Origin of the sequence: Schaalia sp. lx-260, assembly GCF_021083645.1 — a bacterium.
Taxonomy (GTDB): Bacteria; Actinomycetota; Actinomycetes; order Actinomycetales; family Actinomycetaceae; genus Pauljensenia.
Genome location: NZ_JAJNRQ010000003.1, coordinates 346,496 through 367,146, shown reverse-complemented (window position 1 = coordinate 367,146; position 20,651 = coordinate 346,496). Strand labels below are relative to the sequence as shown.

The 20,651-nt window shown below is 49.2% G+C and carries 19 protein-coding genes; 12 read left to right on the top strand and 7 right to left on the bottom strand.

From position 1 onward, the window contains the following. The first annotated feature begins 737 nt into the window (after positions 1–737). A complete protein-coding gene (locus LRP57_RS05645; RefSeq protein WP_231205566.1) occupies positions 738–2,030 on the top strand; it encodes a threonine/serine ThrE exporter family protein in 1,293 nt (430 codons plus the stop codon). A gap of 468 nt (positions 2,031–2,498) precedes the next feature. On the opposite strand, the gene LRP57_RS05640 is transcribed toward LRP57_RS05645, so the two are convergent. Beyond that, on the bottom strand, positions 2,499–4,091 hold the full coding sequence (locus LRP57_RS05640; RefSeq protein ID WP_231205542.1) for an aspartate:alanine exchanger family transporter: 1,593 nt from the start codon (positions 4,089–4,091) through the stop codon (positions 2,499–2,501). 326 nt (positions 4,092–4,417) lie between these two features. On the opposite strand from LRP57_RS05640, the gene LRP57_RS05635 reads away from it, so the two are divergent. From LRP57_RS05635 to LRP57_RS05615, 5 genes are all read left to right on the top strand, one after another. After that, positions 4,418–6,181, top strand: coding sequence for an acetolactate synthase large subunit (locus LRP57_RS05635; RefSeq protein ID WP_331274743.1), 1,764 nt, complete (start codon positions 4,418–4,420; stop codon positions 6,179–6,181). Positions 6,182–6,183: 2 nt separating this feature from the next. Further along, positions 6,184–6,696 (top strand): acetolactate synthase small subunit, encoded by a 513-nt coding sequence (gene ilvN / locus LRP57_RS05630; protein ID WP_231205541.1) that lies wholly within the window; start codon positions 6,184–6,186, stop codon positions 6,694–6,696. Positions 6,697–6,698: 2 nt separating this feature from the next. After that, a complete protein-coding gene (ilvC, locus tag LRP57_RS05625) occupies positions 6,699–7,724 on the top strand; it encodes a ketol-acid reductoisomerase (protein WP_231205540.1) in 1,026 nt (341 codons plus the stop codon). A 190-nt stretch (positions 7,725–7,914) separates the two neighbouring features. Then, positions 7,915–8,973, top strand: coding sequence for a 3-isopropylmalate dehydrogenase (locus LRP57_RS05620; RefSeq protein ID WP_231205539.1), 1,059 nt, complete (start codon positions 7,915–7,917; stop codon positions 8,971–8,973). A 183-nt stretch (positions 8,974–9,156) separates the two neighbouring features. Next, positions 9,157–10,305, top strand: coding sequence for a branched-chain amino acid aminotransferase (locus LRP57_RS05615; protein WP_231205564.1), 1,149 nt, complete (start codon positions 9,157–9,159; stop codon positions 10,303–10,305). A gap of 92 nt (positions 10,306–10,397) precedes the next feature. Here LRP57_RS05615 and LRP57_RS05610 read toward each other — a convergent pair whose 3' ends face one another. From LRP57_RS05610 to LRP57_RS05595, 4 genes are read right to left on the bottom strand one after another with little or no spacing between them, the layout of a single operon-like run. Next, positions 10,398–11,120 (bottom strand): type 1 glutamine amidotransferase, encoded by a 723-nt coding sequence (locus LRP57_RS05610; RefSeq protein ID WP_231205538.1) that lies wholly within the window; start codon positions 11,118–11,120, stop codon positions 10,398–10,400. A gap of 50 nt (positions 11,121–11,170) precedes the next feature. Continuing rightward, entirely contained in the window at positions 11,171–12,256 is a 1,086-nt protein-coding gene (rsgA, locus tag LRP57_RS05605; protein WP_231205537.1) for a ribosome small subunit-dependent GTPase A, read from the bottom strand. Further along, positions 12,253–13,671, bottom strand: coding sequence for a 3-phosphoshikimate 1-carboxyvinyltransferase (gene aroA / locus LRP57_RS05600; protein ID WP_231205536.1), 1,419 nt, complete (start codon positions 13,669–13,671; stop codon positions 12,253–12,255). Before aroA ends, rsgA begins: the two co-directional genes overlap by 4 nt. Continuing rightward, positions 13,668–14,174: a DoxX family membrane protein gene (locus tag LRP57_RS05595; RefSeq protein ID WP_231205535.1), complete on the bottom strand. Its 507-nt coding sequence runs from the start codon at positions 14,172–14,174 to the stop codon at positions 13,668–13,670. Before LRP57_RS05595 ends, aroA begins: the two co-directional genes overlap by 4 nt. 184 nt (positions 14,175–14,358) lie before the next feature. Between LRP57_RS05595 and LRP57_RS08355 the strand changes: the two genes are divergently transcribed. Beyond that, positions 14,359–14,433, top strand: coding sequence for a 50S ribosomal protein bL37 (locus LRP57_RS08355; RefSeq protein WP_370465157.1), 75 nt, complete (start codon positions 14,359–14,361; stop codon positions 14,431–14,433). Between the two features lie 140 nt (positions 14,434–14,573). Here LRP57_RS08355 and LRP57_RS05590 read toward each other — a convergent pair whose 3' ends face one another. Both LRP57_RS05590 and LRP57_RS05585 read right to left on the bottom strand, forming a co-directional pair. Beyond that, entirely contained in the window at positions 14,574–15,068 is a 495-nt protein-coding gene (locus tag LRP57_RS05590; protein ID WP_231205534.1) for an Rv3235 family protein, read from the bottom strand. Positions 15,069–15,574: 506 nt separating this feature from the next. Beyond that, positions 15,575–15,808 (bottom strand): RNA-binding S4 domain-containing protein, encoded by a 234-nt coding sequence (locus LRP57_RS05585; protein WP_231205533.1) that lies wholly within the window; start codon positions 15,806–15,808, stop codon positions 15,575–15,577. Between the two features lie 106 nt (positions 15,809–15,914). Between LRP57_RS05585 and hisD the strand changes: the two genes are divergently transcribed. The 5 genes from hisD (at position 15,915) to hisH (ending at position 20,568) form a co-directional block, all read left to right on the top strand. Then, positions 15,915–17,231 (top strand): histidinol dehydrogenase, encoded by a 1,317-nt coding sequence (gene hisD, locus LRP57_RS05580; protein WP_231205532.1) that lies wholly within the window; start codon positions 15,915–15,917, stop codon positions 17,229–17,231. Between the two features lie 98 nt (positions 17,232–17,329). Continuing rightward, on the top strand, positions 17,330–18,448 hold the full coding sequence (locus LRP57_RS05575; protein ID WP_231205531.1) for a histidinol-phosphate transaminase: 1,119 nt from the start codon (positions 17,330–17,332) through the stop codon (positions 18,446–18,448). A gap of 46 nt (positions 18,449–18,494) precedes the next feature. Beyond that, a complete protein-coding gene (hisB, locus tag LRP57_RS05570; RefSeq protein WP_442984579.1) occupies positions 18,495–19,106 on the top strand; it encodes an imidazoleglycerol-phosphate dehydratase HisB in 612 nt (203 codons plus the stop codon). Positions 19,107–19,315: 209 nt separating this feature from the next. Then, positions 19,316–19,927: a hypothetical protein gene (locus LRP57_RS05565; RefSeq protein ID WP_231205529.1), complete on the top strand. Its 612-nt coding sequence runs from the start codon at positions 19,316–19,318 to the stop codon at positions 19,925–19,927. Then, positions 19,927–20,568 carry an imidazole glycerol phosphate synthase subunit HisH gene (gene hisH / locus LRP57_RS05560; protein ID WP_231205528.1) on the top strand — a complete coding sequence of 214 codons (642 nt, stop codon included), beginning with the start codon at positions 19,927–19,929 and terminating at the stop codon, positions 20,566–20,568. The genes LRP57_RS05565 and hisH overlap by 1 nt, the downstream gene beginning before the upstream one ends. The last annotated feature ends 83 nt before the right edge of the window (positions 20,569–20,651 follow it).

The window sequence follows — 20,651 nt, the reverse complement described above, 5'->3', positions numbered from 1 at the left end:
GCACGGGGCGCACAAACGTGCGCACGCACACACACGCGGGGCAACACAGCCTAGCGTGCGGGAAGCAGTAAACACGCCGAACAGCAAAGACGCAGGGCACGCGGCTGGGCAGCACACAAGCGAACAAACGTGGAACAAACACGCGGCGAACACGCGAAGAAGCGAACACGCGCACGGCGAACAAAACACACACACCAGAGCACAACACAGCCTAGCGTGCGGGAAGCAGTAAACACACCGAACAGCAAAGAAGCATGGCAGGCGAAGAAGCGAGCACGCGAACAAAACAGGCGGACAGGCTGCTCGTGGGACACTGACACAAACAGCTTCGATGACCAACCCACACGAGCAGCAAACAGAGCGCACGCGAACAAAACAGGCGGACAGGCTGCTCGTGGGACACTGACACAAACACCTTCGATGACCAACCCACACAGGCAGCAAACAGAGCGCACGCGAACAAAACACTGAACAAACACGGTGCCAGTGAACAAACACGCAGGACAGTGCATACGCCAAACAATACCGACAGAACCCACACAGGAAAAAACAAAGGTAGTAAACCACACACTCAGAATCAGACTCAAGACCTCGGTTTTTGTAAAAATGCCTGTCATGCTAAAGACATGACACAGAAAGATGACCAATCTGCACCTATGTCTGAGCAAACAGACAGCCCCGTATCACAGGCTCCTGCGTCTTCAGGGCATATGGGTACAAGCCTGACAATGCACCGCATGGTCGCTCATGACCGTTTATCGCTGCAATCGGGTGTTGTGCTCAGGCTAGGACAAATGCTCCTTGCAGCTGGTGCAAGTGCCTACCGCGTCAAATACACAATGGCTGCCCTAGCTAAAGCTGTTGGTATTGAAGAACACCGTGCACAAGTCACATACACGGAAATTGTGACAACAGCCTACGCTAACGGTACATTTCGTACAGAGCTTGCTGAACAACGAGTAATGGGAGTAAACGCCGACCGTATTGACCGTCTGGTCAACTACGTATCATCATTGAAAGATCGTAAAGTACAGGTCGAAGAAGTCGCCCGTAGTCTTGACGAAATCGAAAAACACGGCCCACTGTATGGATGGCTTCCAAATGCCCTTGCCAGTGGCCTTGCCTGCGCAAGTTTCGCCTTCCTGAATCATGGGGGATGGGTTGAATGTAGCGTCGTTGCTCTTGCAGCATTTTTTGGCCAATTCTTACGACGCCAAATGCTGCATCGACGTTTTAATCACTTCGGTGTCTGGATGGCTTGCGGCGCTTTTTCAGGCCTCATCTACATTGCGACAGTTGCCTTAGCACAAACCCTTTTTGCTTTGGAACCCACACATCAAGCAGGTTTCATATCCGCAGTCCTTTTCTTAGTTCCAGGATTCCCGCTGGTAACAGGCATTATTGACCTTGTACGACATGATTTCCACGGAGGGATTGCCCGCCTCGTATATGTGGCAATGCTTGTTGTGAGTGCAGGTATGGCTGTATGGACGGTTTCTATTATTTTCAGTTGGTCAGTGACACCTGCGTATAACTATCATCTTGCGTTGCCAGTTCTGTATCTGCTGCGTGCGATCACCAGTTTTGTTGCCGCCTACGGTTTCGCTATGCTTTTCAATTCTCCGCATAAAGTGTGTGCTGCTGCTGCTGGAATTGGTGCCGTCATTAACACAGGGCGTTTATTCCTGGTCGATGGTGTACATATGCCAGTGCAAGCAGCCGTTGGCTTAGGAGCTTTAGCTGCAGGTTTACTTGCCACAGTAGTTGCAAAGAAAACTCGTTTTTCACGTGTCACCCTGTCAGTTCCAGCAGTGGTAATCATGATTCCAGGTGTGCCTCTGTACCGTTCACTTGCTTACCTGAATAATGGAGACATTTCTGATGCACTCGCGGCGCTTTTCACCGTGGCATTCACCATCACAGCAATCGGTATTGGCTTGGCTATATCACGTATGTTTACAGATCGTAACTGGCTGATGGAGCGTCCCGTGAATGTCCCTATGCTTATCACAGAAACTCAAGAAAAATAGTGCAAGCATGAACAGAATCTTTTGGAAGAGCGTCCACACGAAGTAAATAATGTTTTTCTAGAAACAAGCGAGGGAAAACGTCGCCTCCTCCAAATAGAAGAATATTCAGCTTCACCGACCTGATTTAGGGTGTCACATATACACGATGTGGTACCCTATTTCATATTCATATGACTTGAAAAGGTAACGTGCCAATAAAAATGGCTGGTCAGTCTCACATGTAACAAATCACGACACGTTACCAATAGGCATACGTGTGAGGACATAAGAAAGTAATAAATCCTCACGATGATATACGAGCGCTACGGAAGTCACCAGATACGAAGAAGCGGGCAAGAAAATTAGGTGCTTTCCACAATGAGTCAAAACAAAAAGCGGGAGGCAACGAAAGAAACTGCCTCCCTACGAAAAACTCCAGAATTCCTCAAAGCGCACCAAAGAAACGGCATATGTGCCGTAGTCCAGAAGCTATAAACCACCAAGGAACTGAGCGATCAAAATTTTAGCGATCATAGCCACCGGATACACAAGCGCGTAACCCAAAGCCACACGCGGGTCGCCATTAGTGCGTGAATTTACGAAAGCCAGAACAGCGGGCTGAGTCTGAACGCCACCAATCAAACCCGACAGCTGAGTTCCACCCATCCTGAAGAACCAACGCATACTCACATACAAACCAATAGCCATGATAGAAGTCATCAGGGCACCCACGATGAAGATATTCAGCCACGCACCTGAAGTGAAAGCCTCACTAATTTGACAACCCGCTTTTGCTCCCGCCTGAGCTAAAAAGATCAACAAACCTAACTCAGACAGCACTTGACATGCCGTAAAAGGCAAAGCCGTGACTACCGAGCCAATACGACCAATACGCCCAAAAACTAACCCCACAATTAAAGTGCCTGCCGCAGAACCGATGGAAAAATACTCACCGGAAGGTGTAAGAATCGGTAACTCGCCAATTGCAATACCTAAAGCCATCCCTAAACCCAAAGCAATCGGATTCAAATCAGACAAACCACGTGCAGAATCACCAAAAAACTTCGTGATCTCACGCATTTTCGATGTGGGAGCTACAACACGTACACGATCACCTAGCTGTAACACAGTTTCAGGCTGAGCAACCATATCAACATCACCGCGACGTACACGTGAAATGACAGCAGAGAACTGTTTCTCCATATCAAGACTTGACACTGCGCGTCCAGCAACGTGTGGATTAGAAATTGTGACACGCCGGAAGTCCAAATATGAACGATCTTGAGTCAAAGAATGTGAGGAAGAATGACCAAGCTCTGTAGCAACACGAGCAACAAGCTCGCGAGGACCCACAACAGTAACCAAGTCACCCGCATCTAAAGTATCCGACAAAGAAGGATGAGAAATCGGGCCGGTTTCACCACGACGCAGACGTGAGAAAGTAACTTTTGATTCAAGTTTTTCGTACAGATCACCAATTGAAGGATGATCTTCACGCTCCACACGGATAGTTCGGTTTGCAATCGGGCTAGGAGTATCCTTGTCGTTCCTGCCGTAAGATAAAGCAGCCATAGCGGCAGCCATCATCCCAATGACACCGAAAAGGTAAGCAATGGAATACCCTACCGTTGCCCTTTCAAGCAAACCTGAAGCTTCACCTGCAGCAGCCAAAGCAGGAGTATTCGTCATAGAACCTGCAAAAGTCCCTGCAATTAAAGGAATATCCATACCTAAAGCTTGGCCAACAAATAAACCAGTTCCTGCCGCAAGCACATACAGAGCAAGCATCGTCAATAAAGGCCCAACAGCTGTGCGCAGATTATGGAAGAAAGAAGCTCCCGAGTTAATCCCGATAGCAAAAGTAAAAAGTGTCAAACCAAGTGTTCCAAGTTGAGGCGTCACACGTAATTCAATGTCATAAACCTCTGCCCACGCCGCTAAAGCAATTGCAAGAAAAAGAACCGCGGCCGCCCCTAATCCGACCCCACGGACCTTGACATGACCGAAAGCCATACCCGCTCCCACAAGGAGGAAAAGAAACAAAATAGGCTGCTCAGCCAGCAATTCAAAGACTGTAACCATGACGGTTCAACTCCATAGTTGATAAACGACATAGACAATGAAATTACATACAGTATGGCAAAAGGGCATCCGAAGAAAACGGTCTATCGTCCTAGTAGGTTACAAAAAGGCTTGAAGTATGAGACATGGACCAAGTATCAGTGTGAGCCCGCTAGGATTATTGTGTGCTCAACATTCACATTGTTAGTCGACTGCGCGTCCTCGTACGTGGGCGTGCGGCGCCTACCGTGTGAAATGGGTGGCTCGCACGCCTCGTCCCCACGCAATAGCTGCGTCAGGGGACTTTTTCATTAAGAACCACCCGAATATATTGAGAGGACCTTGCAGTGAAAGACCCTGTCGAAACCCGCACAATGACTGGCGCAGAAGCGATTGTGGCAACACTAGAGGCGCTAGGAGTTACAGAAGTTTTTGGTATGCCTGGTGGGGCTATCCTTCCTGTTTATGACCCATTGATGCATTCAACAGTGCGCCACATCCTCGTACGCCACGAACAAGGAGCTGGACACGCTGCAGAAGGATACGCCCTAGCTACAGGGAAAGTAGGATGCGCAATCGTTACCTCCGGTCCTGCAGCGACAAATGTTATGACTGCCCTAGCAGATGCAAATGTTGATTCCGTTCCAATCGTTGTGATCTCAGGACAAGTAGGCGCTTCCCTTATTGGCACAGACGCATTCCAAGAAGCTGACATTGTCGGCGCATCAGTTCCTGTCACCAAACATTCTTTCCTCGTAACAGAAGCAGCCGACATTCCCGCTCGCATAGCCGAAGCATTCCATTTAGCCGCCACAGGCCGACCAGGTCCCGTTCTTGTTGACATTACAAAATCAGCACAAAACGCTCACCTTGACTTCATATGGCCACCAGTGCTGGATTTGCCCGGATATAAACCCGCATGTAAACCCAGCATGAAACAAGTACGCGCAGCTGCCCGTGAAATCATTTCCGCGCAAGCTCCCGTCCTTTATGTCGGTGGAGGGGCTGTCCGCAGTGGAGCCTATGAACAATTACGTCAACTCGTTGAAATTACAGATGCTGCGGTAGTTACCACGCTGCCTGCACGTGGTGTTTTCCCAGACTCAGATCCACACAACCTAGGTATGCCTGGTATGCACGGGACAGTGGCTGCGGTAGGAGCCTTGCAACGTGCAGACCTGATTGTTGCCCTCGGAGTACGATTCGATGACCGAGTGACAGGGAACCTTGATTCTTTTGCTCCCCGCGCTCGCGTTGTCCACGTTGATATTGATGCCGCTGAAATCTCAAAGAACCGTGAAGCAGATGTGCCAATCGTGGCAGACCTTAAACCTGCCTTAGACGCGTTGAACGAAGAGATTCTGCACGCACAAAAAGAAGAAGGGCAACCTGACCTTTCTGGATGGTGGCGTTACCTCAACCGTTTACGCGCCCGCTACCCAATGGGATGGGCAGAACCCACAGATGGAATGATGGCACCCCAAGAAGTACTGCAAAAACTATCACGTATTGCAGGTCCTGATTCTATTTACGTCACAGGTGTAGGCCAGCATCAAATGTGGGCCGCACAATTTATCGAATACGAAAAACCACGGCACTTCTTATCCTCATCTGGATTAGGGACAATGGGCTACTGTATTCCTGCGGCTATGGGCGCTAAAGTAGGCTGCCCCGACACAACCGTTTGGGCGATTGACGGGGATGGTTCTTTCCAAATGACGAACCAAGAACTTGCGACCTGCACAGTAAATAATATTCCCATTAAGGTATGCCTCATCAATAACAGTGTGCTAGGGATGGTCCGCCAATGGCAGTCACTGTTCTACGGAAAACGTTACTCAAATACCACACTCAATCCTGTTGAAGGCGATCAGATACCTAACTTTGAAATGCTTGCGAAAGCTTATGGAATGGAAGCACGAACCATACGATCTATTGACGAAGTAGATGAAGCAATCGAATGGGCCATGTCCATAAACGATCGCCCGGTTCTTTTAGATTTCCGAGTATCAAAAGATGCAATGGTATGGCCGATGGTCGCTGCAGGTGTATCCAATGATGAGATTCGTTATGCTCAGGGCATGGCTCCTGATTGGGAAGTGGAGGACTGAAAATGAGTCACTTACGTACCATATCGGTGCTTGTAGAAAACAAACCCGGTGTACTGATGCGCGTTGCCTCATTATTTGCTCGCCGTGCATTCAATATCAAGTCCTTAACTGTGGGTGAAACAGAGCATCCTGAAATCTCACGTATGACAATTATTGTTTCGGTTGAGGACTCGCCTTTCGAGCAGGTCACAAAACAACTCAATAAGTTGGTTAACGTACTAAAAGTCGTTGAACTTGACCCCGAAGGCAGTGTTGAACGTCGCCTCTTGCTGCTGAAAGTACACGCAGATGAATCCTGCCGTACCAGTGTCCTGCAAGTCGTTGACTTATTCCGTGCGCATGTGGTGGATGTACAGCCGGATTCGGTTGTTATTGAATCCATTGGTTCTTTGTCAAAATTAGAGGCTCTGGTGCGCGCCCTAGAGCCTTACGGTATTAAAGAAATCGTTCAATCGGGGGCCGTGGCAATTGGACGCGGATCCCGTTCGATTACAGATCAATTGAAGGAGAAATGACAATGGCTGAGATCATTTACGATGAGGGCGCAGACCTCTGCCTCATCCAGTCCAAGAAAGTTGCCATCATCGGGTACGGGTCACAAGGCCATGCGCACGCGCTGAACCTGAAAGATTCTGGTGTAGAAGTTGTTGTGGGTTTACGCCCAGGATCTTCCTCATGGGAAAAAGCTGAAAGTGCTGGCCTTCACGTAAGCGATATTCCTGAAGCTGTGGCCGACGCTGATGTTGTCATGATACTTACCCCAGATCAGGTGCAACGTCATGTATATGCGGAACAAATTGCCCCGAATCTGAAGGAAGGCGCTGCCTTATTCTTTGCTCACGGCTTCAATATCCGCTACGGATACATCACTGCGAGTGAAGATCATGATGTCTGTATGGTTGCCCCCAAAGGCCCAGGCCATACGGTGCGTCGCATGTACGTAGAAGGAAAAGGCGTTCCTGCCCTCGTCTGTGTTGAACATGATGCTTCCGGTCAGGCATTTGAACTGGCTCTATCATACGCAAAAGCAATCGGTGCGACCCGTGCAGGTGTTATTCGCACAACCTTTACTGAAGAAACAGAAACCGACCTCTTTGGTGAACAAGCAGTCCTCTGTGGCGGCGTTTCACGTCTGATCCAGTATGGTTTTGAGACTCTCGTAGAAGCCGGATATCAGCCTGAAATGGCTTATTTTGAAGTCTTACATGAAATGAAACTGATCGTTGACTTGATTAATGAAGGCGGCATTACCAAGCAACGCTGGTCAATTTCTGACACCGCTGAATACGGTGACTACGTTTCTGGTCCTCGTGTGATCGGCCCTCAAGTGAAAGAAGCAATGAAAGAGGTTCTGGCTGATATTCAGGATGGAACTTTCGCTCGTCGTTTCATTGCTGACCAAGATAACGGTGCCCTTGAATTTAAGGCACTGCGAGCCGAAGGTGAATCACATCCAATTGAAGCTACCGGTAAAGAACTGCGCGCAAAATTTGGATGGTCACAAGTAGATGGTGACTACGTGGATGGTAGTGCAGCCCGCTGAAAATCGGATGCAATAATTCTTTGCATAACACATGGCCGTTCCCAATAGGGGAGCGGCCAATGTGCTTTTACGCTACAACAGATCAAGTCATCCGCAAGCAAAAAAGAGTGATAGTGCGCGACCGTCTGGACAAGAAACCGACATTCGGACATTTCAACGCGAAAGACAACAGATGAGGGAAAGTCAAGATATGACAACGCTGAAACTTGCAGTAATCCCTGGTGACGGTATCGGTCAAGAAGTAGTCCCTGAAGCATTGAAAGTACTTCGTGCAGTTTTTACGCATACCCCTGTCAGTGTCAACACCACTCACTACGATCTTGGTGCTCAACGTTGGCACCGCACAGGTGAAACACTGACAGAACACGACCTTGAAACACTAGCCACACATGATGCGCTTCTGCTTGGCGCAGTGGGGGACCCATCAGTTCCTTCCGGCGTGTTAGAACGCGGTTTACTGCTGCGTCTACGTTTTGCTTTTGACCACTACGTGAATCTGCGTCCAGCGAAATATTATGCAGGCGTGCCCAGTCCTTTAGTGAATCCTCACAACGTAGATTTTGTTGTGGTGCGTGAAGGAACAGAAGGACTGTACTGTGGAAATGGTGGTTCAGTGCGCACGGGAACTCCTCAGGAAATTGCTAATGAGGTTTCTGTTAACACCGCCTACGGAATTGAACGTGTCGTCCGTTATGCTTTCGAGCAAGCACAGTCACGCCCCGCGCACCACCTGACACTTGTGCATAAACATAATGTTCTTGTACACGCAGGTGGCTTATGGTCACGTATCGTCCGTGAAATAGGAGCACTCTACCCACAAGTGAGCGTTGACTATTGTCATATTGATGCTGCCACGATTTACATGGTGACTGACCCACAACGTTTTGATGTCATCGTGACAGATAACCTATTTGGCGATATTTTAACCGACGAGGCTGGCGCTATTACCGGTGGAATTGGACTTGCCGCATCAGGAAACATTAATCCTGACGGCACGTATCCGTCGATGTTTGAACCTGTCCACGGTTCAGCCCCCGACATTGCAGGTCAAGGGAAAGCTGACCCGACAGCAACAATATCCTCAGTCGCCCTCATGCTCCACCACTTAGGGTATGACCTGCAAGCTCGTGCCATTGAAACTGCCATTGAAACTGACATGGCTACTCGTGCCGATAGCGCTACCGCAGGAAAACCTCTAGTGCGATCAACACAGGAAATAGGTGACGCCATCGTTTCTTTGCTTAAGTGACTTTATGTTTCAACTAACACATCATCTGCCTCAACAAAAGCGTACGGATAAACAAAGTGCGCCAGCTGTCACACAGTCCGTGTGTGTATGGCTTCAAACAAGGCTCATATGATGGAAATACTCGAAAGTGCGTGAATGTGATGCATATTCTCTGTACAGGTCCTGACCATCGAAGGAAAAATGATGAAGCAGAATGAACATGTGCCCACTGAACTTGAAAAATGTGCAGCTGAACCTATCCGACCAGCGGATGAACTTGTATCTCGTTTCCCAGTGACTGCTCACCCACGGCCAGCCAACGATGAACAATACCAGGAATCCATGAAATCTCTGGCTTTCGGGAAAGTGTTCACCGATCATATGGCACATATGCGGTGGACACACGGCCAAGGCTGGCATGATCGCAGCATTATTCCCTTCGGAAATATTGAATTATCACCTGCAGCAGCAGTTTTGCACTACGGGCAGGAAGTATTTGAAGGCATCAAAGCCTATAAGCATGCTGACGGATCAATCTGGACTTTCCGTCCCACTTTCAATGCGGCACGTATCAATCACTCAAGTAACCGTATGGCTATGCCCGCCATCGACCGTGAAGATTTTGTGGCTTCTCTTGCAGCATATGTTCGTGCCGATCATCGCTGGGTTCCATCCCAAGAAGGATCTTCCCTGTACTTGCGGCCTTTCGTTATTGCTACAGAACCTTTCCTTGGAGTTCATTCAGCACATCAGTTTGATTACTACGTGATCGGCTCGCCTGCGGGAAGCTACTTTGCTTCAGGTGTTGCAGGTATTTCAATTTGGGTCGTGAAAGGCTACCATCGAGCAGGACCAGGCGGTACAGGCTCAGCAAAAGCTGGGGGTAATTATGCTGCTTCGTTGCTCCCCCAAATGGAGGCAGCTTCACGTGGCTTTGATCAGATTTGTTTCCTGGACACCTACGAAGAACGTTACCTTGAAGAACTCGGTGGTATGAATACCTTCGTTGTGATGGCTGATGGGAGCGTGCGAACACCTGAACTATCCGGTGTCATCTTGGAAGGGGGAACTCGTTCAGCGATTTGTCGATTACTACGTGACCGTGGGATAAGCGTGACAGAAGAAAAAATCGCTATTGATGAGATCGTCACAGGCATTGAGAAGGGAACAGTGGCAGAACTATTCGCATGTGGAACAGCCGCCGTTGTCACTCCAATTACTCGTTTAGCTGGTGAAGGCTTTGACCTATCCTTACCGGTTGGAAAAGTTACGCTTGATACTTTGAAAGCATTAACTGATATTCAAACAGGTCAAGCAGCGGACCCATACGGGTGGATGTATCGGCTGGCCTGATTTTTGAGGAAGTACACCTGCCTATAAGGAAAAGAGTACGATATTTTATCCAGTAGCCTCAGATACATCCTGAAGAAAAGATGTGTCTGAGGCTACTGAGTACACGGGCCAAGTAGCCACTGAGCTAAATGCGTGCACGTATCAAATAATGCGTCACGATGAAGCGCGTACTCATCATGGATGTCTTGTGTGTACGTCTGCGGGTCGGATTGTGCCCAGCTGTGAATAATACTTTCGGTGACTTCCGGATGAAATTGAACCCCAATAACAGTCCCACAAGACATGATATGTACACAACGTTGGGACCGTGCCCATACAAGAGCATGGGGCGGAAGCTCACTGACAGCATCACCGTGATCGGCAAAAACATGCGATGTTTCCTGTAGAGAATCCCATAAAGCAGATTCATCAGCATGCAGGGTCGTGGGTTTATTTTCCCATCTGATCTGTGTAATGCCGCATTCACGATTTTCAGGGAAGGCCAAAGCGACACTCCCATTCAAAGCTGTCGCAATAATTTGGTGTCCTAAACAAATTCCAAGAAGGCGCACCTGACGTTGCGCACAGTCACGGATAAGGTGACGTGTTGCAGGAAACCAAGGGCCTGCCTCATCTGCATAGGCATTCATGCGGCCACCAAGAATAACAACAGCAGAAGGAAAAGGCCGCGCCCCACATTCGATATCTTCGATAATGCGATCAACAGCTTGAGGCTTTTCCCATGCGCGCACATGCTCGTATTTTCCGCAGAGCAGCTGCTCTAAATTTCCGAGAGTGACAAGAGGATCATGCTCGATCACAAGGACAGTGCTCATAAACAACACTTTCGTGAAATTAATGAATTGAACAGATAAAAAGAAGAAGGTCACGTTCGTGAACGTGATACGTGGGAAATAGTTTGCGCATGAATAACAGCTTCTAAAAGACGACGAACAGATACGACAAGGTGAGAACGTGATGCTTTTTCTGCCTCAGTAAGAACAGAAGAAACAGCAAAGGGCCCAACTGCTTGCTTCCAGGAATCTAATGCACACGAAGGCTCAGAATCCAAATGCGTACACAAAGGCAAACACCATGTTGTTGCTTGAGCTGCATCCGGGAAAACACCGAGCACATCCTCCACACTCACATGTCCTAAACCAAAAGAACGCACCCCAGGGGTATCAACAATCCACCCACCTTCAGGCAGTTCAAAAGCCTCAGAAGAAGTCGAAGTGTGACGGCCACGCCCAGTAACCTCATTAACATGTCCGACAGCGCGACCAGCCTGCGGAACCAAAGCATTAATTAACGTGGATTTACCAACCCCTGAATGGCCGACAAGAACAGAAAAACGACCTGCCAACAAGCGGCGCACATCATCAATTCCTGCAGGAACCATATCAGCAGAACCGCACGAAGTTACCACAATATCAACATCAAAATCAGCATATAAACGGCGAAGCTCATCAGGATCACCAAGATCTGCTTTTGTGAGGCACAAAATAGCACCCATACCCGCCTCATAAGCAGCAACAAGACAACGATCAATCATCCCTGTGCGCGGTGGCGGATCAGCTAAAGCTGTCACAATAACCATGAGGTCAGCGTGAGCAACTATTGCTTTTTCTCCCCGCTGGTCGGGAGCATCTTCTAAAGATCTGCGAAGGACATTACGGCGATCTTCAACGGCGACAATACGGCCTAAAGTATCTGGGCGGCCAGATAAATCACCTGTTAAACGAACAAAATCACCCATAATAACGCTGCCACGCCCAAGCTCGCGTGCGCGCACAGCTAAAATACGATTGCCTGTACCCTGACAAATAACGCTATAACGACCACGGTCAATTGCTATTACCTGTCCCAAAGGTTTTTGCGACCAGTCAGGCCGATTTTTCGTACGAGGACGCGAAGAAGATTGAGGGCGTACACGCACGCGCGGGTCATCAGTTCCAATATCACGCCTCATAGTTGTTCTTTCGATGAAGAAAATGTGCCAGTGAGGGTAATTTTATCTACGGCAGAAAAATCCTGAGCTTGCGGTGAAGCTGTCATCACAGCGCGAGTCCATAGCTGCGGGAAATCCGGTAATGTTTTTGAAGTCGTCGCAATATTTTCAACACTGACCCCCCTAACAGCAGCCCCCACAATCGCGGCGAATGTAGCCATTCGATGATCCTCATATGTTGCCATCTGAGTGGGGTGCAGGGAAGTCGGATAAATGACAAGACCATCATCAGTCTCTTGCGCTTTCCCGCCGAGAGCACATATTTGCTCGACAAGGGCGGCCAAACGATTCGTTTCATGCCCCCGCAAATGGGCGATACCGCGCAGAACGGAATGAGTACGCGCAAAAAGCATAATTGCAACCAGAGTTGGAACCAGTTCGCCCACATCGGAAAAATCACCCTCAAACCCGTCATACTCTCCAGCGCCCGGACCCTGCAAAGCCAAGCCCTCATCTGTGAAAGATACGCGCGCGCCTAAACGCGGCAAAATGCTGCGCCACGCATCACCAGCTTGAGTGGTGAAGGAAGGCCAATGGGGGATAACGACACGCCCGCCAGTTATATGAGCCAAGGCGAGAAAAGGACCAGCATTCGATAAATCAGGTTCAATATGCGTATCTTGTCCTCGTGGACGACACGGTTGCACACGGCAAACGGCAGCACCTAAATCATTGGTTCGGCAATCTACAGCAATGCCGCGTTGACGCAGTGCCTCTACAGTCATATGGATATGGGGGAGCGAAACAACCGGCCCAACTGAATGTATCTGCACAGGAGCTTCTAATAAAGGAGCCAACATAAGGAGCGCAGAGAAAAATTGAGATGATGATGAAGCATCAACTTCAACGATGCCTGAGGAAGGCGCACGTAAAGGACCGCAGATAGTGAAAGGTAAGAAACCTCGCTTACCTTCATATTCAATATGTGCGCCTAAAGATTCCAAAGAATCAAGTAACGGTCCTAAAGGCCGTCGGCGTGCTGCTTCATCCCCGTCAAAATGTACGGGACGGCCAGTTAAAGCTGCAATAGGTGGCAAAAAACGCATAACAGTTCCAGCTAAACCACACGTGATATTCAGTGTGCGAGGTGAGCGCTGCTGGGCGTGTGGGAAAGGAGGTAAAGGCGTAACACGTAAAGAATCTGAAGCATATGGGGTGATTTGTGCGCCTAAAACACGCAGGCCCTCGGCAAATAAGGAAGTGTCACGACTGTCAAGGACCCCATGAATAATACTGGGACGATCTGCCAGAGCTGCAAGTAACAGAGCACGTACCGTGAGCGACTTAGAACCAGGAATCTCTATACATGCGTCTATTGGGCCGTGCGCATAAGGAGCGTTCCATACGGGAAAAAAAGGAACGGAATGATCCGTCACTGCTGCCCACTTTCTGACCTGCTCGAAGAAAGAGCAAGACGGTTTCCTATGCCACGTAATGTCCCCATGTGAGTCATATGCCATAAGGCGGAGGGACGTCCTTTTCGATCAACGCTGGCAAGAAGCATAGCGGCCGCTAAAGCCCCACGTAAACGCAGCTCACAAGCGTATTGTGCGCGTTCCTGTGATGTTTGTGCTGTCCAGACGGGAGCATTAATAAAAGCAACAGGTACGGCGACGGTTGCCAGAACAGCGGCGGCACTACGAGGTGCTTTACCGCATGATAAAGCGAGGGCGCTTGTGAGCGTTATTGCTCCCATTGCGCGTGTAAGGACTTCACATGTGGAATCGCTGACCTGCCCGATATAAGGCACGTTATCCGTGTTGATTCCCGCGGCTTTTATGCGAGCAACGTGGTCGCAAGGAGAGTGCAGCGCTGACCAGCCTTCAACAATGAAAGGAGCTGCTAAAAGAGGGCGAGCAATCATACGAATCAGATTCATAAGTCTATTGTCTAATTTTCTGGCTCAAATGGCTATCTTTTCCAGTCTTTATAATGCATATGCGAAGCAGATTTTATTCTTTCTCATGTGTTATGCGTCCCGCATTCAGGTATCCACTTGGTTATGCGCCTCAGAGTATGGCAAACTGTCAGGGTTGCGTTCACGTACTTGCAAGGAGAAAAAGATGTCAAAGAGAGGCCGCAAGCGCCGCGATCGTCGTAAGAATGGCGCGAACCACGGCAAGCGTCCAAACGCCTGACCTGTGAGACTTTGAATGCCCGATAGTGTGGACTATCGGGCATTTCCCTTGCGTGATTGAATGAACCGAAGCAGGCACGCATCGCCCACCATAAAGAGTTGCTGTGGGATGAGATACCTGCTGATTTCTTGCAGGGAGTATCACACAATATCAAGAGCTGTTGCTATCCATCTCCCTTCAAGTTTTTCTAAACGCAAAGCAACGACCCGCGTTGATGACCGATGCGTAACAATACATGTCGCTTCGACGACATCTTCACGAGGCTCACATGTGCGTACAGAGGAAACCTTGCATAACCGGTGTCGAGTGCGTGTTTTATGATGCGGAGCTAATTGATGCAGATAGTCATACAGTGGCGGACAAACGCAACGTTGCAGTTGTTCAACGGGGCGTATCCCAGAAAGAACCTCAACGATCCCTCGTGAAAGATGTTCTGCCCAATGTTTAGCGGTAGGGATTTCCTCTGTATGAGAGGAAGAAGAATCTGCTATTCGAACAGGTGGGGGACGTCGAAAAGCACGTGATGAGTATGTTCCCTGACCTTCCCACCGTATGCAACGTCGATGAGCTGTTTTCTTCTGCGAATGAAATTGAGATGATGAATTTTCAGGCGGAATATGAGTGAAGTGAGACATTTGCGGGCCTCCTTTATGTCGATTGATAAAATGAAAGAGATGGGTAGCCTGTTACCCATCTACGTTTTGTGGTCATGAGATTCAGAAAATACGAAAACTCAATAAAAATGTGGCTTCGATACTGAAGAAAGAAAAGGACCTTCCTGCGGGAACAAGGGCATGACGTATGTGTACAAGACGCGTAGTGCAGAAAAGCCCTAGGACGTTGAGCTGATAACAACCCAAGGAAAAGCTGTACTTATCGAGATAAAAATAATGAGAGTGGCACGTATTCTCCTCCTACTACAACAACTTTGGTGTATTCATGTGATCGTGACAGAAGGCGCTGCACGTGTCAATGACCTGTGGATAAAGAGAAAAAAGAAGAGAAATTTACTGCCGTTTTAAGATTGAACCTAGTTCCTTAGAGTCACGATTCGGCTATAGAAAATACATGTGTAAACAATATGAGAATTTATTGTTAGGATGAATTTTTTGTATTCTGAGTGCGATAGGTAAGTAAAATCTTAACGAGAATATGCCACCTGAGCGCTTTGTGTGCCCCACGGTGAGTCCACTTCTACAACCGCGAGATCAGGCAACTGAAAACCACGACGAGTTTCAACCGCGCCATTGACATACACATCGCCACCTTGAATAAGGTCACGTGCCATTGCGCCATTTTCAACCATATTGGCTAATTTCAGAAACTGGCCTAAACGAATCACATCCTGTACATGAATAACCTGAATATCTGACATCACCGGCTCCTTCCCGTAAATAAATTGTACGCACAACACCACAGCGCCTATGTCCGAGCCACGAGAATATGCGACCACAACTCAGTGAACAACCTAAGCTATTTTTATGGAACGTACTGATTTGCGTGGAAAAGTGCTGACAACCTCCGAGCTGCGCCGCATACTACCGCGCGCAAGCCTTGATACCACACGCGCAACCCTCCAAGTACAACCCCTCATTGACCAGGTACGTAGTCGCGGAGCTGAAGCTTTATATGCGCTCGCTGAAAAATACGACCAGATTCGTCCCCCATATCTGCGCATTCCTCAAAAAAAGATCACTTCAGCCCTTGAAAATCTTGACCCAAATATACGTGCGGCATTAGAAACATCTATCGAAGCTGCGCGCCTTGGCCATACGCAGCAACTTCCACAGGAACGTACAACCCAGATCATTACCGGCGGAAGCATCACACAACGATGGCTTCCTGTTCAACGAGTAGGTCTATACGTACCAGGAGGCCTTGCGGTCTACCCATCATCAGTAGTAATGAATGCCGTCTGCGCGCAAGTAGCCGGAGTACCAAGCCTAGCCATCGCCTCACCCCCACAAAAAGAATACGAAGGCCTACCACACCCCACTATCCTTGCAGCTTGCGCCCTGCTGGGGATAAATGAAGTCTGGGCGATAGGAGGCGCACAAGCAATCGCTGCATTCGCCTACGGAATAACCGACGGTCATGACACGCTTGAGCCAGTTGACGTCGTCACAGGCCCAGGAAATATCTACGTCGCAGCAGCTAAACGCGCACTCCAAGGAACAATCGGTATCGACGCAGAAGCTGGAACTACCGAAATCGCTATTTTGGCAGATGACACCGCAGACCCACGTTATGTAGCCGCTGACCTTATCAGCCAAGCAGAACACGATCCAGCCGCTGCCTCCGTTCTCATCACCTCAAGTGCGAAGCTCGCTGAAAAAATCCAACACCTCGTCGTCGAATATGCCAAGGAAACACGGCATACAGAACGTATACTCACCGCACTAGCCGGCCCTCAATCAGGAATTATCATCGTCGATGACATAGAACAAGGACTACACGTAGTCGATGCATACGCCCCCGAACACTTAGAAATCCACACAGAACACGCGAATGAGGTTGCTTTACGTGTACACAATGCGGGGGCCATATTTGTTGGCTCCTACACTCCCGTACCGCTCGGAGACTACCTTGCAGGCTCCAACCACGTGCTCCCCACAGGAGGAACTGCACGATTTGCCTCCGGACTTAACGTCATGCAATACCTACGCAGCCAACAAGTTGTTGAATACACGCAAGAAGCTCTGAGCCAAGTAAGCGACCACTTAATCACCCTCGCTCACGCAGAAAACCTGCCCGCACACGGATTCGCCGCTGACATTCGTCGTCGAAACTTACCGTGAAGTGCGGCAAATGGCGAAACCCCTCGTTAATACGCAGAAAAACGTGAACTATCCACCAAGGGACACAGCATATGAACGACAAAAGATAGGCAAATAATATGAGCATAACCTTGCCGCTACGAGCAGACCTAGCAGGTCTTTCCCCATACGGCGCACCTCAACTTGATATTCCCGTATGCCTGAACGTGAACGAAAACCCTTACTCGCCTTCTGAACACATCATCGCGGATATCGCGCAGGCGCTCTCACAAACAGCAGCAGGGCTGAACCGTTACCCTGACCGTGACTTTTGGCCGCTTCGTGCCGCACTCGCAGACTACTTGAGGGCAGAATCGCATGTTCAAGTGAGTACAGAAAAAATATGGGCTGCAAATGGTTCCAATGAAATCATGCTGCACATCCTCCAAGCATTTGGTGGCCCCGACCGCTCGATCCTGTCATTCACGCCGACATATTCGATGTACCACGAATATGCGAGAGACACACATACTCGTTGGGTTAGCACTCCGCGTCGCTCAGATTTCACATTGGATATAGACGCAGCAATTCGCACGATGCGCCAGGAAAATCCAGCAGTCGTTATCATCGCAAGCCCAAATAATCCAACAGGAACGGCACTCCCACTGGCAGACATTGCTCAGCTACTTGAAGCGGCGCGTGATACAGGGCCACTGATCGAGGGAAAACGCAGTGCGACTCTAGTTGTTATTGATGAGGCATATGCGGAATTTCGTCGCGTAGGCATGCCCTCAGCACTTGAACTTCACGGCACACACCCGCACCTTATTGTCACGCGAACCATGTCAAAAGCCTTCGCAATGGCAGGTCTACGTTTAGGGTACATGGTTGCTCATCCTGAGGTCCTTGAACAGATTCTGCTGATCCGTTTGCCTTATCACCTGTCCGCAGTCACGCAGGCGGTAGCGCTGGTCGCAATAAAACACGCAGATGAACTTATGTCACAGGTTGCTGCAATACGGGCTGATCGTGATGCCATGGCGCAGTGGCTAGTTGAACAAGGCTGTAAAGTCGCTGAATCTGATGCAAACTTTGTGCTTTTTGGTCGATTTGACGACAGGGACGCTATTTTTCGCGCCTTAGTGGAACGAGGCGTGCTCATCCGTGCGGTTGGTCCTGAAGGATGGCTACGTGTCAGCGTGGGAACACCCGCAGAAAATACTCGCTTTCAGTCTGCTCTACTGGAGGTTTTGCCATGAATGGTTGTGTAACTCAAAATTCACCTGCAGGAGGAAAACCGTGGATATTCAAGAAATAACTCACCGAAGCGCCGTCATTGATCGCACCACCACAGAATCGTCCATTCACCTCGAAATTCACTTAGATGGAACAGGAAAGTCAGATATTTCAACGGGTGTGCCTTTCTACGACCATATGCTCACCGCTTTAGCGAAACACTCCCTGATTGATATGCATATCCGAGCAGAAGGGGACATAGACGTGGATGTGCACCACACGGTCGAAGACACCGCCATTTGTCTAGGAAGTGCATTGAAAAAAGCATTAGGAGACAAGCGCGGTATTCGTCGTTTCGCTGATGCAACTGTGCCTTTAGATGAGGCCCTTGCGCGGGCTGTCGTCGATGTGGCAGGGCGCGCCTATCTTGTTCATGAAGGTGAGCCAGCGGGACAGGAATACCATTTAATTGGCGGTCATTTCACAGGATCTTTGACAAGGCATTTCTTTGAGTCTTTCACTTATAACTCAGGGATTTGTTTGCATGTGAATGTACTGGCTGGGCGAGATCCACATCATATTGTGGAAGCGCAATTCAAAGCATTCGCCCGAGCCTTGCGAGTCGCTGTGGAAGAGGACCCGCGGGTGAGCGGTATTCCCTCTACTAAAGGAGCTTTGTAAGGATCCTCAAAGAATCTTCATTCCTGATCCTTCACAGATGGATACGCAGTGACCTGCTTACGCTCATCGTTTGTGACCTGTAGGGTAAGGGTGTTGCTACAAGTACACAGTGAAAGGCAACGCGCCTATGTCACAGCCTGTGAGAGAACATCGTAAAATACTGTGGTCGGTTTGTCTGGAATAATCCTGAGAGCATATAAGGAGGGCGCATGAGCTCTGAAGAAGATATTGATGCTCAATTTCGTGACCTCGTAGCGCATTTAGGGCAAGAGGATTTACTGGACACTCCAGTTGATGAAGGCTTACACCTTGACGGAGGCCGATTGTCAGTAGCACTGGTGCTTGCCCCGTTACCGTCCCCGCAGGCTCTGCACTCCTTATTGTCTTTTGCGGGCCTACGTGCCACAGTCGTCCGCTTAAAACCGTGGACTGCTGTGTGGCTGCCGGTTGAAACTCAACCAACAGATGAAGAAGAACTGGATGCGCTGCTGACAGATACTCGTGCTATGCCGCAAGAAGTTGATGAAACGGCGCGAGTTATTTCGCGTTTATCGAAATACGGCGCGGTTGCACTGATGTCGTGGCTGGTGGAAGGTGACGGTGTTGAGACGGGGGTTTCTGGGCGTATCAGCGCTCGCCGTTATGTGCAGGGTGCTCCTGAAGAAGAAATTCCTGCAGGCTTGTTATTAGGTTCTATGCCCCAAGCGGCCGAAGATTTACTGCTGGGGAGGACTAAGCCTTCAGATTATGATGACACTATTTCCAGTGACGGTTCGCATCGACGTCGTCCGGGACCTTTTGGATGGTTAAGGAAAAAATAATGTCACAGCGTCCCACGGTTGTTGTTTTGGATTATGGTTCCGGTAATGTGCGTTCCGCGTGCCGCGCTTTAAGCCGTGTGGGTGCTGAGGTTGAATTAACTGCCACGCCAGAAAAGGTACTGCAAGCTGACGGTATGCTTTTGCCAGGTGTGGGAGCTTTTGCAGCAGTGATGCAGCAATTACGGGCTGTAGATGCACCTCGTCTGATCGATATGCGTTTAGCTGGAGGCCGTCCTGTACTGGGGATCTGCGTGGGCGAGCAGGTGCTTTTTGAAGGATCTGCTGAAAAAGGTGATTGTGAAGGTTTAGGCCAGTGGCCGGGGCGAGTGTCGTTATTAAAGGCTCCAGTTGTTCCGCATATGGGGTGGACGCATGTGGAAGTTCCACAGGGATCGCACTTATTCGCAGGTGTGGAAGATCAGCGTTTTTATTTTGTGCATTCTTATGCGGCTATGTGCGATCCTGCTCAGTTGATGTCTAAGGGACCAACAGCTTTACCGCTGACCACATGGGCTGAGCATGGCTCTAGTCGTTTTGTCGCGGCAGTTGAAAACGGTCCATTGTGTGGTACGCAATTTCATCCGGAAAAATCTGGTGAGGCCGGTCTGACTTTGCTGGAAAACTGGGTAAAAATGCTGTAAAGCTGGAAGGGAAATACGCCTCTATTGCAGGGTGTGTAAAAAATATATACGCATATCTTTCTGCCGGTGTGCGTTGCAAAAGA

What these genes read in the sequence shown, in the direction of transcription:
- rsgA (WP_231205537.1), bottom strand. Translation starts at nt 12,256, where the DNA reads ATGAGGCGTGATATTGGAACTGATGACCCGCGCGTGCGTGTACGCCCT.
- hisH (WP_231205528.1), top strand. Translation starts at nt 19,927, where the DNA reads ATGTCACAGCGTCCCACGGTTGTTGTTTTGGATTATGGTTCCGGTAAT.
- LRP57_RS05620 (WP_231205539.1), top strand. Translation starts at nt 7,915, where the DNA reads ATGACAACGCTGAAACTTGCAGTAATCCCTGGTGACGGTATCGGTCAA.
- ilvN (WP_231205541.1), top strand. Translation starts at nt 6,184, where the DNA reads ATGAGTCACTTACGTACCATATCGGTGCTTGTAGAAAACAAACCCGGT.
- LRP57_RS05590 (WP_231205534.1), bottom strand. Translation starts at nt 15,068, where the DNA reads ATGTCTCACTTCACTCATATTCCGCCTGAAAATTCATCATCTCAATTT.
- LRP57_RS05585 (WP_231205533.1), bottom strand. Translation starts at nt 15,808, where the DNA reads ATGTCAGATATTCAGGTTATTCATGTACAGGATGTGATTCGTTTAGGC.
- LRP57_RS05575 (WP_231205531.1), top strand. Translation starts at nt 17,330, where the DNA reads ATGAGCATAACCTTGCCGCTACGAGCAGACCTAGCAGGTCTTTCCCCA.
- LRP57_RS05610 (WP_231205538.1), bottom strand. Translation starts at nt 11,120, where the DNA reads ATGAGCACTGTCCTTGTGATCGAGCATGATCCTCTTGTCACTCTCGGA.
- LRP57_RS05640 (WP_231205542.1), bottom strand. Translation starts at nt 4,091, where the DNA reads ATGGTTACAGTCTTTGAATTGCTGGCTGAGCAGCCTATTTTGTTTCTT.
- hisD (WP_231205532.1), top strand. Translation starts at nt 15,915, where the DNA reads ATGGAACGTACTGATTTGCGTGGAAAAGTGCTGACAACCTCCGAGCTG.
- LRP57_RS05615 (WP_231205564.1), top strand. Translation starts at nt 9,157, where the DNA reads ATGAAGCAGAATGAACATGTGCCCACTGAACTTGAAAAATGTGCAGCT.
- LRP57_RS05595 (WP_231205535.1), bottom strand. Translation starts at nt 14,174, where the DNA reads ATGAATCTGATTCGTATGATTGCTCGCCCTCTTTTAGCAGCTCCTTTC.
- ilvC (WP_231205540.1), top strand. Translation starts at nt 6,699, where the DNA reads ATGGCTGAGATCATTTACGATGAGGGCGCAGACCTCTGCCTCATCCAG.
- LRP57_RS05645 (WP_231205566.1), top strand. Translation starts at nt 738, where the DNA reads ATGGTCGCTCATGACCGTTTATCGCTGCAATCGGGTGTTGTGCTCAGG.
- LRP57_RS05565 (WP_231205529.1), top strand. Translation starts at nt 19,316, where the DNA reads ATGAGCTCTGAAGAAGATATTGATGCTCAATTTCGTGACCTCGTAGCG.